Consider the following 13,344-nt stretch of genomic DNA (forward strand, 5'->3'; position numbering starts at 1 on the left):
CCAGGACAGCGAAAGGGCCAGTAAATTGAAACAAGAAATGACACAGTTTAAATTACACTCCCTCTAGCTTTTTTGTAAGGCTCTAATTGCACTTATCATTTATTTTTTCCAAAGCTCTATCCCTTGACAACATATAGTCATCGATCCAAAGCCTTGTTTTTGAACCACGTGAGGTGTTGTAAAATTCTTTTGTGCCATATGTGTTAAGACTACCACCAATTCTATCCCCTTGGTTAGGGTGGTTGCCTCCCATCCATTCTGCTACAATAAAGCCACTCGTATTCTCAAGTATCATATAATCACATCCACTTCTTCTATATACAACAGTTGCGCTGCCTTTTGAAGTGTAAACATCAGCATCACTTATACTCACTCCTCCATTCATTCCCTGTTGCCTCTTCGAGTTTGTGGAAGAACTATATGAATAAGTAGTTATACCGCGCCGTAAGATTTTTTCATACTCGGTCAACTGATTGGTTAGTCTACTTTTTTCAGTTTCTAACTTCATTGTAAAGTTTTCTAAATCATACACTTTCCCTTCTAACATTTGCACCTGATTAGCATAAGTATAAATTTCTTCATTACTCTTCTCAATTTTTTGATTTTGATTTAGAATAATAATAGAAGAAATAACGAGCCATAAAGCTAAAAGAGATATTATAATAAATGACTTATTCCTTATCAAATAACTATATACATTACTCATTTTGATTGCATTAATACATGAACATTTAAAGATTTGAATATAATAATATTTTGAAAATAAATGTCTTGAATATGAAAAGGCTTTTTCAATCATTTTATTGATAAGAAGTCAGCAATGGCCACTAAATCATCAAAGATACAATTCGATATTTGACCCTTTTGGTCTACCTCAGTAAAAAAGCCACTTCATATTAATTGGAGTGGCTTTTTTGGTTCGATAATTTTGTCTTGCTAGGCTGCAGTATGGAGTGTGGTTAGGAGTTGCACTAGTTAAATCAAGAATAGCGCGGGTTTAAAGTTACAACTCCTTAAACCCGCGCTATTTTTAATAGAAAAGGAAGCAGTTATTAAATCACTTGATCACTCTACATTTGTCTCTTAAAGTGCCTTCATCAATTAGGTGGTTAAGCTGTGAGCGCGGGTCTGAAAGTGCCTGCTTATTCCCGCAATCGCATAACTCAGTCAAAGGGTCCTTGTCTACGATCATGTCATACATGTTCTCCAATGAAGGTGCTGTGTCTAGCTTGGCGTACTCTTCATACGTTATGTTCAGGAAGGCTACATTCTTTTGAATACCCTTATTGTCTAGTAAATAGCCGCTGTTCAAAATAGCTGGCTTGGCCTGCTTCACTCCCATGGCTCTAATATCGCTAGGGTGCGGGTATGATACGATACTGGTCTTATCGTCAGAAAGCACAACCGGCACTAGATTCTGGTAGTCAGCCTTTGTCTTGTACACCAGCGCTGGAGGGCCCGGTGTAAAACTAGGTGTGAACATTGTGTTGCCGCCTGTGTCTGTACTGTTTCCTGAGTTGCTCATTTTGCAGCCTACTAAAAACAAGAGTGAAAAAATTAAGCTTACTTTCATCTGGCTATGATTATTTTTCTTGTGATGATACCCTTGTTAGTGTAGAGTTGCAAGATGTAAAGCCCCTCTGGCACAGAGCCAACGCTTAGTTCGCTACGCCCAGAGTCGAGCATATTTTTAATAAGCACCACTTTGCCCTGCATGCTTACTAGCTTTGCCTTCTCAAGTTGACCTTCAAAAGTAGACAGATCCACAATGATGCGGTCCTTTACAGGGTTTGGATAAACAACTATTGCTTCACCGGCAGATGATTCTCCAAGTGCTAAGGCGCTTGACCGTGTCACTTCTACATTCAGTAAGTATGTTCCGGTCTCTCCTGAGAAATAAGGGGCAACGCCTAGATAAATAGTTCTTCCGCCTTCCACGCTGATGCTGTTTGGTAGTGCATCATCATAAGCATCGGACCAAGAGACGCCATCCAAGGAATAAGAGAAGAGGGCATCCAAAGAGTAAGCGGTTCCAGTCGAGCTATAGGCGTCCTGCAGGCTAGGGTTTATTGTGTATGTATAACCTGCGGGTAGCTCTAATTTGTAGTAGTCCAAATCAGTGCCAATGTGGCTGTTTGAACTTTGGGTGCTAACCTGCGCAGCAGCACCAGAGAAACTTAGCGGTAATTTATAAGCTTGGCCTACCGCATCGTTAGACTCATACATATCAGCCTGTAGAGGCGCTGCCATTACTGTCACCTTGATAGGATTTTGGTAGCTGGTTGAGCCTATGAGCTGCCACGATCCACCGTTTGGCATATGTGTGGCGGCCAGCAAATAAGTGCCAGGGGTAACAGTTAAGTTAGGATTTGTAAAGGTAAGACCGTTCTGGAAATGACAGTTTGAGCAAATACTCAGATTCGCCGCCTCTTGTATGGTGAACGCATGTGACCCATCAAGATTGTACAGATCTAGACTTACTGTTCCGGTAAAGGAAGAGCTTCCTCTATTGGCTATGTCGAAAGAGACCGTTATACCCTGTCCTTGAGTCAAGTTAGAGTTATTTATGAGCCTAAGATCTGCATACAACTCAATGTTGTTAGCGTTAACAATTCTTAGTTGAAGATTATTGGTATAGGACGCGTTGTTAGCGACCAACTTCCACTGGCCTCCAGTTGGTCTGTAAAATAAGTGCACCTTGTAGTCTCCTGGCAATAGCCCTAGCGATCCAGCGTAGGAAAAGGTCAGGTTGTTGGAGTAGGTGTAACCGGCTGAGAGCGAAGCCCCGGTTTTTACCTCAACAAAATCAACGAAATTGCTGGATTCATCGAAAATGGCTGCAGCATAGTCTCCGGTAAATGCACTGGTGCCGCTGTTTAGGATGTTCGTAGTAACGGAAAAAGGCTGACCATACGCAATACTGTTTGCGGATGCCGTTAAGGTATTGTTTAACTTGAGTCCGTAGCTTTGTGCCGCAGTAGGCGGTTCGATACCAATAACTGCCTGTTGGCCACTATTGTATCCACCGCTTCCGCCGCCCGTTCCAACCCCATCAGGGTTTAGCGCATCAATTCTGTAGTAGCCGTCATAGGCGCCGCCCCATCCCCAGTTGAAGTGAAAGAGCTGATTAGCATCATATCCGTCGCAAACAAACGCATGGCCTCCTCCATTGCCAAAGCCTGCGAAAAGGATAGGTCTACGAGCATCAAGCTCTGATTTTAACAGATTAACCCATGTAGTGTTGGTGTAGTGCTTTCGCTGTACGCCTCTCAGTGTCGATTTGTAGCCAAAATAGGTCTTTAGCGCATGTTCTGAATTATGATCAACAGGGCTCGCTGCTGAAACTACATAAGCTCCACTTCCTCCGTTGGCTGCAATATCATAGTTCATGTCTACGCTGACGCCGATCTGGTACATGAGTGTTGCTACCGCAAGATTTGAACTGTTGACCTGATCTGGCATACTGGCCCAGTCATATGCTGTGCTACTGAAGTTAGCAGCCAAAGTGCCGTATTTGGGATGCTTGTAAGAGTGAAACCCGGAGCCAGTTGCCGGGTAGTTCCAGTACTTCATGATCTGTGCCATGGCGGTAGCGACACAGCCGGTAACTGTCTTTTGTTGGGAATCAGCATCATAAGGAGCTAAATCGTTGTAGAAGGGGTTTTGATTCCATTTCGTTGTCATTAAGGGGTTCACGCTTGCAACTCTTGCGGTGGAGTTTACACTAGCCTGACCACTTAGCCGAGCCCACTCGTTCTTTACCTCGTCTGTAGCCTGAATATTATTTTCTATGAGGTACTGAATTTCTTTCTTGTATCCCTCTAGCCATTTGCGGACGTTTTGTGGCAGGCCTTTAGGATCAAATCCATTTTGGTCAGAGTAACCCAAAACGGGTGCTACCTTGTCGTCACCGGATATTAGAATAAAGCCGTCTGCCTCATTAACATTGAAGGCGTAGTAGAATACGTTTTGCTGGATACGGCCATTAGGATTGCTGGCTTTTGAAGTGGCCTTGTACGCCAGTTTAAGATTTAAGCCAGTTCGAAGGTTATCTCCGCCTTTGATGGAGCTAAAGAACTGTTGGCCCACCGCCTTCGCAGTCTGTTCGTCGATCGGTTCTGCCCAGGAGCTAAATGAGATTAAAAATGTGAGTAGTACGAGTAAAGTTTGTTTCATCAGATAAACTTTAGGAGTGAATAAAGCTGCAATATAATATATATAAAGTTATATATATTGCCAAAAGCATATTCATCCAAGTAAATCTGCTATAGTATTGTCTGTGCTCTTTGTTGTATTTCGATGATTGATTATCTCTGTGATCTATGTTGTAACGCTTTTTTATTCTTTGTACCTGCTGATAATGAGCTGGTAACGCGTTGTGTTTATCAAAAGCTTGGTTATTATGCCACGCTGGTTTTTGGATTATCTATGATCAGATATTTACTAAAAGGATTGTCTGCTTTTTCGCTTCTTGTTAGTTCTTAGCTATAAAGGCATTACTTATGTTGCCTTTTAAAATTAAAATTCCGTTTGGCATTACCAGCTTCATATATACTATATTTGCTATCATATTTCCAGTTGCGGCTATCAATCAAAGACAATAATAAAATTTATATTTCTTCCTTACATTAAGAACAGAATGAAGAAGATTCAACTGATTTTGCTTCTATTGATTATTTCGGGTGCCTCCTATGGACAAAAACTAATGCTGTTTGGCGGTGATAACCACAAAGAATATTTAGGCTGTTTAAACTGCTCGGAATATAGTTCTGAATCTGTTTGGAACGAATACAGCAGCTATGGAAATGAATACAACAGTAAATCTATTTGGAACGACTATGGGACATATGGAAATGAGTATAGCAAGTATTGCCCTTGGAATGAATACGCTTCGGCCCCGCCAGTAATCGTAGATGAAGACGGGAATTTTTACGGGTATTTCACTTTAAATCGATCTCAATCTAAACGGACTCAGAACGAGTTTTTCATTTACGTTCTTGAGAATTACAAATTGATAAGAGAGAATTTTGATGAATTTGTAGATGAACTAAATCTTTGAATCTTGCTGTTGCTCTTTTTTTGACAATAATTCGTTATTTATTGAGAGTGATAAAAATCGGCGATGGCCGCTAAATCATCATAGATGTTCGATATTTGGAGGTTTTGGTCTACCTCAGATAAACAAGGCCTTGTAAGTTTATACTTGCAAGGCCTTGTTGTTTTATAATGATCCTCTGGTCTGTTTAATAAGCAAAAGCAAAAAAAATGGAGTCGGTTATAAATTTGAATGTATAATTATATATTTGTTGCAGTAACTTCAATAAATAGCCATTAAAAGTGGCTAATTTAAAAAACCAAACAAAGTTTACTGCTGTTGACGTATTTAATTTATCAAGCCGAATCGACTTACTGAATTACTATGAGACAAGAGCTTAAGAACGCTTTTGGAAGAGTGTTTTTGACCATTGATGTAGACACTCAAAATAAATGGGTGCACGTAAACTGGATGGGGCATTTAACTGCTGATAATATAAAAGCAGGTGCAGTGGCATATGTAAAGGCCATGCAGGAAGCCAAACTAAACTGCGTGCTAAACGACACTAGGCTAATATTAGGCACCTGGGACCATTCTCTGGATTGGGTTGTTAATGAATGGGCTCCCAAAGCCGCTGCAGCCGGTCTGAAACACTTCGCAATGATTACTACTCCAGAAACCTTTGGAGACTCATCTGCAGCAAAATTTCATAAAGACCTTAGGGCCTTTGAAGCAAGAGTTTTTGATAATAAAGCTGAGGCTGAAAAATGGTTAAGACACTGTGTTCTGCAGACCTTGGTTTAAGAACAAACCCTCCGATTGATAGTAAATATTCGAAAGCGTTGTAGCTGCTCTGCGTAAATGATACTTTTTAGTAATGGATTAATCTTGCTGGATTACAATCCTGCTGATGATATTTTAAGTGTTGAGCTGCCAGACATGCAGGAGATGACACTGCCCGAGGTGCGCCGTTCTTTTCAGATAGTTATTGAGAATATCATTAACTATGACATTAAGAACCTGCTTCTAGACTCAAGTAAAGCCATAGTAGAAGTGGAGGATGAGGAGTATAAAGCTGTGATTTTGCAATTTGGCACAGACTTGATGCGCACAAGGCTACAAAGGCTGGCCAGAGTAGGCAGTACTAGGCCTGTTCAGGAAAAAAGAGCGGCCAATGTATCTGAAGAGGTAAAACAAGAACTTAACCTACCTATTAAGTTTGGGAACTTTACAATTAGAGCCGATGCGATGAATTGGCTTAAAGGCATGGAAGCTTAAGCTAATTCAAAACTATAACAGCAGTGATGATATGCTCACGTAAGCAGCAGCCACTTCAGTAACAATAATATAACAAGCCATATATTCAAAAAGGTTAGATTGATTGATTAGCTTTGCCGCAAAATCAACCAATCCAACCTTTTCATGAATAAATTTTTACGCATTGCGCTAGTACTGCTCCTGTTTGTGCAGTATGCCGGTGCTCAAACAGCGCCACCCTCTGGCTTGTCTGGAGAAGAGCTAAAGGCATGGCTCAGAGTTAACTGGTACGATGGCAAGCACAAAGCCTTAAGTTACAGCGGCGACCAGGGAGTTAGAGGCTATATGTACTCATATGTAGACAATGACAATGGAACTGTAACCTGCATTTATACAGGCTACCAGGTACAAAAGCCTTACAATCCTACGGGAGGCAGTACCACAATGAATAAGATTAACTGTGAACATACAGTACCACAATCTTTCTTTGGCAAAGCCAGCCCAATGGTGTCCGATATCCACCACCTTTTCCCGACACATGAAACACCAAACGGGGTTCGTAGCAATTACCCATTTTCAGATATAGACGATACACGTACCTCTACCTGGCATGTTGGCGATAGCAAAGGCTACTATACTTCCGCAACCATTCCGAAGTCAAATATTGATGCCTACAGCGAGTCTTACTCCAATACTTTCGAACCTCGCGAGGACCATAAGGGAAACACTGCCAGGGCAATCTTCTACTTTTACACGATGTATCCTACGCAGGCAGGAAGCATAACCAGAGTTGGAGATATTAAAACTCTTTACCAATGGCACCAGCAAGACCCTGTTGATGAACGTGAGCGGGAGCGTAACCGCCGTGCAGAAGCTGTACAAGGTAACCGAAACCCCTACATTGACTACCCGGAGCTTGTGGCTACAGCTTGGGGTCTTACTCCAGCACCTTGCGAAGCAACAGTTCAGGCCTCAAACTTGAGTGTCTCTAACCTTGCTCCTACTACGCTAACACTTGGCTGGGCAAGCGGTAACGGCAACAGCAGGCTGGTAGTTATCAGAGAAGGCGCAGCTGTAGCTTTTACTCCTGCCGGAACTTATACCGGAGTTAATGCTAACTATACTTTAGCAGCAGATCAAGGGCAAGGGCACCGGCTGGTGCACAGTGCAGGAGGTGCTGGTGTAACAGTAACAGGCCTGGAGGCTAACAAAACATACTATGTGCAAGTGTTCGAATATTGTGCTTCTTCGGAAGAATATAACCAAGCAAACGCACCAGCCATTGCAGCCACTACTCCTGACTATACTTGCCATGGCACGCCTGCCGTAGCCTCGTCTTTATCAGCTGGAGATATTACGCAAACAGGCTTCACGTTAAACTGGACGAACGGCTCAGGAGATGGCAGAATAGTGGTGTTGCGTAAAGGCTCACCAGTAACTTTTGAACCTGTTAATGGTAACAGCTACACAAGCTCCAACCCTGACTATACTTTGGCTGGCGCTTTGGCAGATGGTAGCAAGCTGGTTTACAATGGTACTGCCAGTGAGGTTGCAATAACAGGTTTAGAGGCTGGCACTACATACTATGCTCAGGTTTTTGAGAGTTGCTCTAATGGCCAGATGTACGCTGTAGCAGGTGCTCCTGCCTATGCAATAACATCAACGGCGGCCACTACTACACCTCAGCCTGGTAACGGTAATGTGCTTGTTATGCAAAACTTTAATGGGACCGCTAACGATGGTTGGGTGGTGACTTCAGGTTTTAGCAGTTCTATTGTAAATACAGGTTTGCCAGATGGGCAGCGCATTAAAAATGGTGCAAGTTTGCAGGTTGGAGGAAGTGGAACAGTAGAGTTTGCAGAGGTAAACGTGAAAGGCAAAAAGGATGTGTATTTTGAGCTTTACAATTCAGTTATCTCAACCACGACTGGAAACGGAATAGAGGCTGGCGACTTTTTTGAAGTATATCTGGCTCTGAATGGAGCAGAATATGCAACTGTGCCGGTAATTCGGATTACAGGTACCACAGATCATGACAATGTGCGTTATGGTATGGACGGTACTGCCACTATCTCAACTTCTGCTTCTGCCCCTTTAGAAAGAATCTTCACAGAGACAGGAACACTGCCAATTGACAAGGCGCCTTCTAAGCTTCAGGTAACCATTCCTGACGGTACAGAAAGTGTGAAAGCCAAATTAGTTATCAAAACAAGTGGTACCAAAGAATACTGGAACGTTGAAGATGTAGCGCTTTATGCAGCTGTACAGTCTACTGATTGCGATGAAAACCCGCTGGAAAGTATAGCCGGTGAGGACAAAGCTATTTGTTCCGGTTCTGTAACCATGCTAGGCGCAAGTGCGGCAACAGATTACACTTATACTTGGTCTCCTGCCACAGGTCTTTCTGATGCAGCAGCTTCTAACCCTACAGTTACGTTAACTATTCCTGGAGTTTATACTTATAAGGTTGCAGCAACTAACGGCACCTGCTCTTACGAAGACGAAGTGACCGTTACAATAAGTGATTTGCCAGCTAAACCAGTTATAGCGCAGGACGGCACATTGCTTACTGCAAGTATAACAGGCAGCAGCTACGAGTGGTATAAAGGCGACCAACTTATTAACCAGGAGAATGGCCAGCAAGTTAATGTAACTGAATCAGGATTGTACAAGGTGCGTGTAAAGAATGAGCAAGGCTGTTTCTCAGAGCTTTCAGAAGCACACCAGGTGGCTATTCAGCCAACGGCTTTGGCAGATGCTACTGCAAAGGCTGGATTTATACTTTTCCCAAACCCGGCATCAGATCAAGTGGTGGTTCAAGCGCAGCAACCGGTTCTGCAGGCTCAGGTAGTCTTTGTAAACACGATAGGTAAAACAGTACTTAGCAAACAAGTAGGCGACTTTACTGGCTTGCAAGAGATAAACATATCCCACTTGCCGGCAGGTGTATACTTCGTGTACATTAAAGCAAATGGGGTACTAGCCGTACAAAGACTAATTATCACAAAATAGATTAACTATGTATGTTGTAAAGGCCCTGCAGCTTCGGTTGCAGGGCCTTTGCTTTTTGTAAGGCCCTGTATGTATGCACGTATACAATTTGGTAGCTGCTAATCCGTTTTATGTATACGGCTGGTAAAAAATCAAGCCACAGTGTAACCTTTTAAAGGATTTAACAATAGAGGTAATGGGTGATTGTGTACCTGCCTCTGTTTCTCTTCCAGTGGGTGCACCCTCCCCGCAACACCTGTTATTAGTTGTGTCCGGGCATTCTGCCCAATACATGATTAATCTTGAATCTGAATATATAGAGTTATCGTAATGTAGAGACTGAGCTGCTGAAGCTTGGGTTCACCCTTAATAACACTTTAATGCATCTTCATCTGAAGCATCTATACACTATATTTCTGTTCCTGTGCCTGATTCTGCTCCAGCGTGTAAACGTTAATGCACAGGGAGGCGGCCCACTTTGTAGCGCAACTATTACAGTAGAGGGCAGAACCGTTTTATGCCGCGGAGAAACCACCATCCTCAGGGCTAACACCAGAGCCGGCCTTACCTACGAGTGGCTACAGGATGGTAATGTGTTGCCTGGGCAGGTGGGAGATTTTATAGAAGTAGGCGAAGCAGGCAGCTATCAGGTTCGTGTATCAGGAGGCGATTGCCAAACCAACACATCATCGGCAACAGTAATAGCCGTAAACGAGTTGCCGCCGCCGCCAAACTTTCTGGTTAGTCCAACAGGGCAGCAGTGTGCTGGCACACCGTTAACTTTCTCTATCAATGCACCACAACCTGACGTTATTTATACTTGGATCTTTGGAGATGGAGCAACGGCTCGCGGCCCTGAGGTGCCTCATACGTACGAGTCTAAAGGAGTAGGCACTAAAAACTTTATCGCAAGGGTTATAGCTACTAACCCAACAGGCTGTGAGTCCGACACTGTAAGACAAACCATAACTGTAAGAAATGAGCCGGAGGTAGACTTCACGGAAGAAGAAGACTTTCAAGTATGCTTGCCAGATACAATAGCGGATGAAGACATTGAAGTTTTTGCCAAAATTAACAATGCAACCATTGAGCCATACCTAAGCGATATCAGGACATACTTTGTGAACTGGGGCAATGGAGACGAGCAACAATATACCCCAGGTAACTTTCCGATTTCTAACCCAACAGCTTATAATGAGATAGGAAATTATCCGATTACCATAAGGGCAGTGGCCGGCAATGGTTGCGAAGTAATTTTTGAGCGTGAGTTTGTAGTAAGCAAAGAGCCCAAAGCTAAATTCACAATAGATCAAAAGGAACGGGTAGAGCAGGATCAAATACCCCCCTGTGTACCTGTGCTGGTTACTCCAACAGACAGCTCCTCAGGAGGAAACTTATCCTATAAATGGGCTATACAACCAAATCAGGGTTTCGAGCTGGAGTCTGGTACGTTAACCTCTCCGGATCCGGTATTCAGATTTAATGTATCTGGAGTGTATAATATTGAACTGGTTGTGGAGAACGGATGCGGTAGCGATACCACATCACAATCGGTAGTAGTAGGCTGGCCACAGGTGCAGATACCCGCTAGCGTTACCGAGTGCGGCCCTACCACCATAGACTATAGCAGTCGGGGGGCAGGTGGCGGAGGCGGAGGCTCCGGAGGGTTATTTATTGATAAGAACCTTGGCGAGAACATAACAGTAACAATTACGATTACCGGGCCTACAAGCGTTACCCGTACTTTCAATTCTGATACCTTCGACTTTGAGTATACTTTTACCCAACCCGGCAGGTATACTGTGGCCGTAGAGGCCGTAAATGAGTGCGGCAGCTCCGATGACATCTATGCAAGTATGGGTGGGCAGAGTGCGCCTGTGCAGGAAGTAATTATACTTCAACAACCAGCAGCGCCATCCATCAGGCCACCAGCAGCTGCCTGTGAGGGCGATATTATCACACTTACACCAACAAGCCCGGGGCCAACCTACGCTTGGTTTGATTCTGATGACCCGAATGCGGCACCAATAACAACTGGTCTTACCTTTACAACGCCAACGCTAACAGCTGATATTACCTATTATGTAGCAGCCCTAGACACGGCAAACTCTGTTATCTGTATCGGGCCTCGTACACCTGTAGCCATTAGGGTTGTGCCGGCTGTAGCGAACAATACCATAGAAGGCGATCCGGTACTGAGTACCTGTAGAGGAGAAACACCGCCTGTATTAACAGGCAGCACACCAACCGGAGGTGATACCAGCACACCCTATACTTACACCTGGCAGATTAGCACCGCCAACGCCACTACAGGATTTGCAGATGCACCGGGTATAAACAACACGCCAAACTATACGCCTACGCAACCTATTACCACCACCACCTGGTTTAGGAGGTTGGTATTCTCCGGGAGTTGTTCTCAGAGCATCAGCAATGTGGTAGAGGTAGTGGCTGTTGATCCTATCCCTGCCAGTGCAAATACTGTAAGTGCGCCGCAGGAGATATGCGCTGGCGAGACACCTGCTCCTTTGATAGGCTCAAGACCGACAGGTGGGGCGGGGGCACCTTATACTTTCTTGTGGGAAGTTAGTACCCAAAGTGCTACAACAGGCTTTGCGCCGGCTACAGGAGCTAACAACGGTGAAAATTATACGCCAGGTGCTTTAACCGAAGATACCTGGTTCCGACGCACTATCACCTCAGGAGGTTGTACTTCAGTATCTGAGGCCGTGAAAATAACAGTGTATCCGGAGTTGGATAACAATACTATATCAGCAAACCAGGAGGTGTGCCGTGGCACTGCGCCTGCTCCGCTAACAGGTACAGCCCCAACCGGTGGCTCAGGTACTTATACTTACCTATGGGAGAGCAGCACTACAAGTGCAACGGCAGGCTTTACACCGGCAGCAGGCAATAACACTAGTCAGAGTTACACGCCTGGTAACATTATCCGCACCACGTGGTTCCGAAGAGTGGTAAGTTCAGCGGCCTGCGGCAGCGACACAAGTCCAGCCATTCAGATAACAGTTAACCCAGGTGTTACAAATAACAGTATTTCTGCCAACCAAACAGTATGTGCCGGTACGCAGCCGCAGCAGCTAACAGGCAGCCAGCCTTCTGGCGGCTCTGGCGGTTATACTTACCTGTGGCAGAGCAGCACCATAAGTCCTGCAGAAGGCTTTGTAAACGCAGCCGGTGACAATGCCGGACAAAACTATACACCGGCTAGCCTGAATCAGAATACGTGGTTCAGAAGGCTTGCCTCATCAGCTGGATGTACAGATACGTCTGATGTGGTAGCTATCAATATTATACCTGTGCCCGCGGCACCTACACTTGAAGTAAGGGATGCAACTGCCTGCGTAGGTGGCTCTGCCACCCTAACAGTAGTAAATCCGAACGGGCAAACTTACGAGTGGTTTGATGTGGCAACAGGAGGTTCTCCGATCTTCATCGGCCCAACATTCCAGACACCAAACCTTACACAATCGGTAGTATACTTTGTGCAGGCAGTAAGTGCAAGTGGTTGCGCCAGCACTACCCGCACTACGGCTACAGTTACGGTAGTAACACCACAGGCCAATGCCGGCGAAGATGTTACTATTATTCAGGGTAGAACTACAGAGCTACGTGCATCTGGTGGCGCAACATACCTGTGGGAGCCAGCCGAGGGGTTGAGCAACCCGAATGTAAGCAATCCGGTAGCTAGCCCTGATGAAACGACAACTTATACTGTAACCGTTACGACTGCCGAAGGCTGCGTTGCTACTGATGAAGTAACCGTGGAAGTGATTCCGGCCATCTCTGTACCAAACGCCTTTACACCTAACCGCGACGGGGTGAATGAAGTATGGGAGATCGGCAATATCGAGAACTACCCGAATGCCAGGGTAGAGGTATTTAACCGCTGGGGTAATCTTATTTTTACCTCTAACGGCTATGGCACGCCTTGGGACGGCACCTATAATGGCGAAGATCTGCCTGTAGCTACCTACTATTACATGATTTACCTCGATAGGTCAGAGAAACCGATATCGGGGAACGTTACCATTATCCGTTAA

At 44.5% G+C, this 13,344-nt stretch carries 8 protein-coding genes; 5 read left to right on the forward strand and 3 right to left on the reverse strand.

The window, feature by feature from the left end; genetic code table 11:
- Nucleotides 1-82: 82 nt before the first annotated feature.
- The 3 genes from WG943_RS20175 to WG943_RS20185 all read right to left on the reverse strand — a co-directional run bounded on the left by WG943_RS20175 (nt 83) and on the right by WG943_RS20185 (nt 4,176).
- On the reverse strand, nt 83-799 hold the full coding sequence (locus WG943_RS20175) for a hypothetical protein (protein WP_340411749.1): 717 nt from the start codon (nt 797-799) through the stop codon (nt 83-85).
- A gap of 258 nt (nt 800-1,057) precedes the next feature.
- The gene (locus WG943_RS20180; RefSeq protein WP_340411750.1) at nt 1,058-1,525 is read right to left on the reverse strand and encodes a hypothetical protein; all 468 of its coding nucleotides are present in this window, start codon (nt 1,523-1,525) and stop codon (nt 1,058-1,060) included.
- Between the two features lie 44 nt (nt 1,526-1,569).
- Nucleotides 1,570-4,176, reverse strand: coding sequence for a thiol protease/hemagglutinin PrtT (locus WG943_RS20185; RefSeq protein ID WP_340411751.1), 2,607 nt, complete (start codon nt 4,174-4,176; stop codon nt 1,570-1,572).
- 463 nt (nt 4,177-4,639) lie between these two features.
- Here WG943_RS20185 and WG943_RS20190 point away from each other — a divergent pair, with 463 nt between their 5' ends.
- The 5 genes from WG943_RS20190 (at nt 4,640) to WG943_RS20210 (ending at nt 13,344) form a co-directional block, all read left to right on the forward strand.
- Nucleotides 4,640-5,059 carry a hypothetical protein gene (locus WG943_RS20190; RefSeq protein WP_340411753.1) on the forward strand — a complete coding sequence of 140 codons (420 nt, stop codon included), beginning with the start codon at nt 4,640-4,642 and terminating at the stop codon, nt 5,057-5,059.
- A 360-nt stretch (nt 5,060-5,419) separates the two neighbouring features.
- Nucleotides 5,420-5,839 (forward strand): STAS/SEC14 domain-containing protein, encoded by a 420-nt coding sequence (locus WG943_RS20195; protein WP_340411754.1) that lies wholly within the window; start codon nt 5,420-5,422, stop codon nt 5,837-5,839.
- Nucleotides 5,840-5,896: 57 nt separating this feature from the next.
- Nucleotides 5,897-6,313: a hypothetical protein gene (locus tag WG943_RS20200; protein ID WP_340411755.1), complete on the forward strand. Its 417-nt coding sequence runs from the start codon at nt 5,897-5,899 to the stop codon at nt 6,311-6,313.
- A 144-nt stretch (nt 6,314-6,457) separates the two neighbouring features.
- Nucleotides 6,458-9,304: an endonuclease gene (locus WG943_RS20205; protein ID WP_340411756.1), complete on the forward strand. Its 2,847-nt coding sequence runs from the start codon at nt 6,458-6,460 to the stop codon at nt 9,302-9,304.
- Nucleotides 9,305-9,663: 359 nt separating this feature from the next.
- On the forward strand, nt 9,664-13,344 hold the full coding sequence (locus WG943_RS20210) for an Ig-like domain-containing protein (protein ID WP_340411757.1): 3,681 nt from the start codon (nt 9,664-9,666) through the stop codon (nt 13,342-13,344).

It is taken from the genome of Pontibacter sp. H249, assembly GCF_037892465.1.
In the GTDB taxonomy this organism is placed as follows: Bacteria; Bacteroidota; Bacteroidia; order Cytophagales; family Hymenobacteraceae; genus Pontibacter.

Excerpts from the sequence above, each read along its gene's own strand:
- WG943_RS20190 (WP_340411753.1), top strand. The coding sequence starts at position 4,640 with ATGAAGAAGATTCAACTGATTTTGCTTCTATTGATTATTTCGGGTGCC.
- WG943_RS20205 (WP_340411756.1), top strand. The coding sequence starts at position 6,458 with ATGAATAAATTTTTACGCATTGCGCTAGTACTGCTCCTGTTTGTGCAG.
- WG943_RS20180 (WP_340411750.1), bottom strand. The coding sequence starts at position 1,525 with ATGAGCAACTCAGGAAACAGTACAGACACAGGCGGCAACACAATGTTC.
- WG943_RS20200 (WP_340411755.1), top strand. The coding sequence starts at position 5,897 with ATGATACTTTTTAGTAATGGATTAATCTTGCTGGATTACAATCCTGCT.
- WG943_RS20210 (WP_340411757.1), top strand. The coding sequence starts at position 9,664 with ATGCATCTTCATCTGAAGCATCTATACACTATATTTCTGTTCCTGTGC.
- WG943_RS20175 (WP_340411749.1), bottom strand. The coding sequence starts at position 799 with ATGATTGAAAAAGCCTTTTCATATTCAAGACATTTATTTTCAAAATAT.
- WG943_RS20185 (WP_340411751.1), bottom strand. The coding sequence starts at position 4,176 with ATGAAACAAACTTTACTCGTACTACTCACATTTTTAATCTCATTTAGC.
- WG943_RS20195 (WP_340411754.1), top strand. The coding sequence starts at position 5,420 with ATGAGACAAGAGCTTAAGAACGCTTTTGGAAGAGTGTTTTTGACCATT.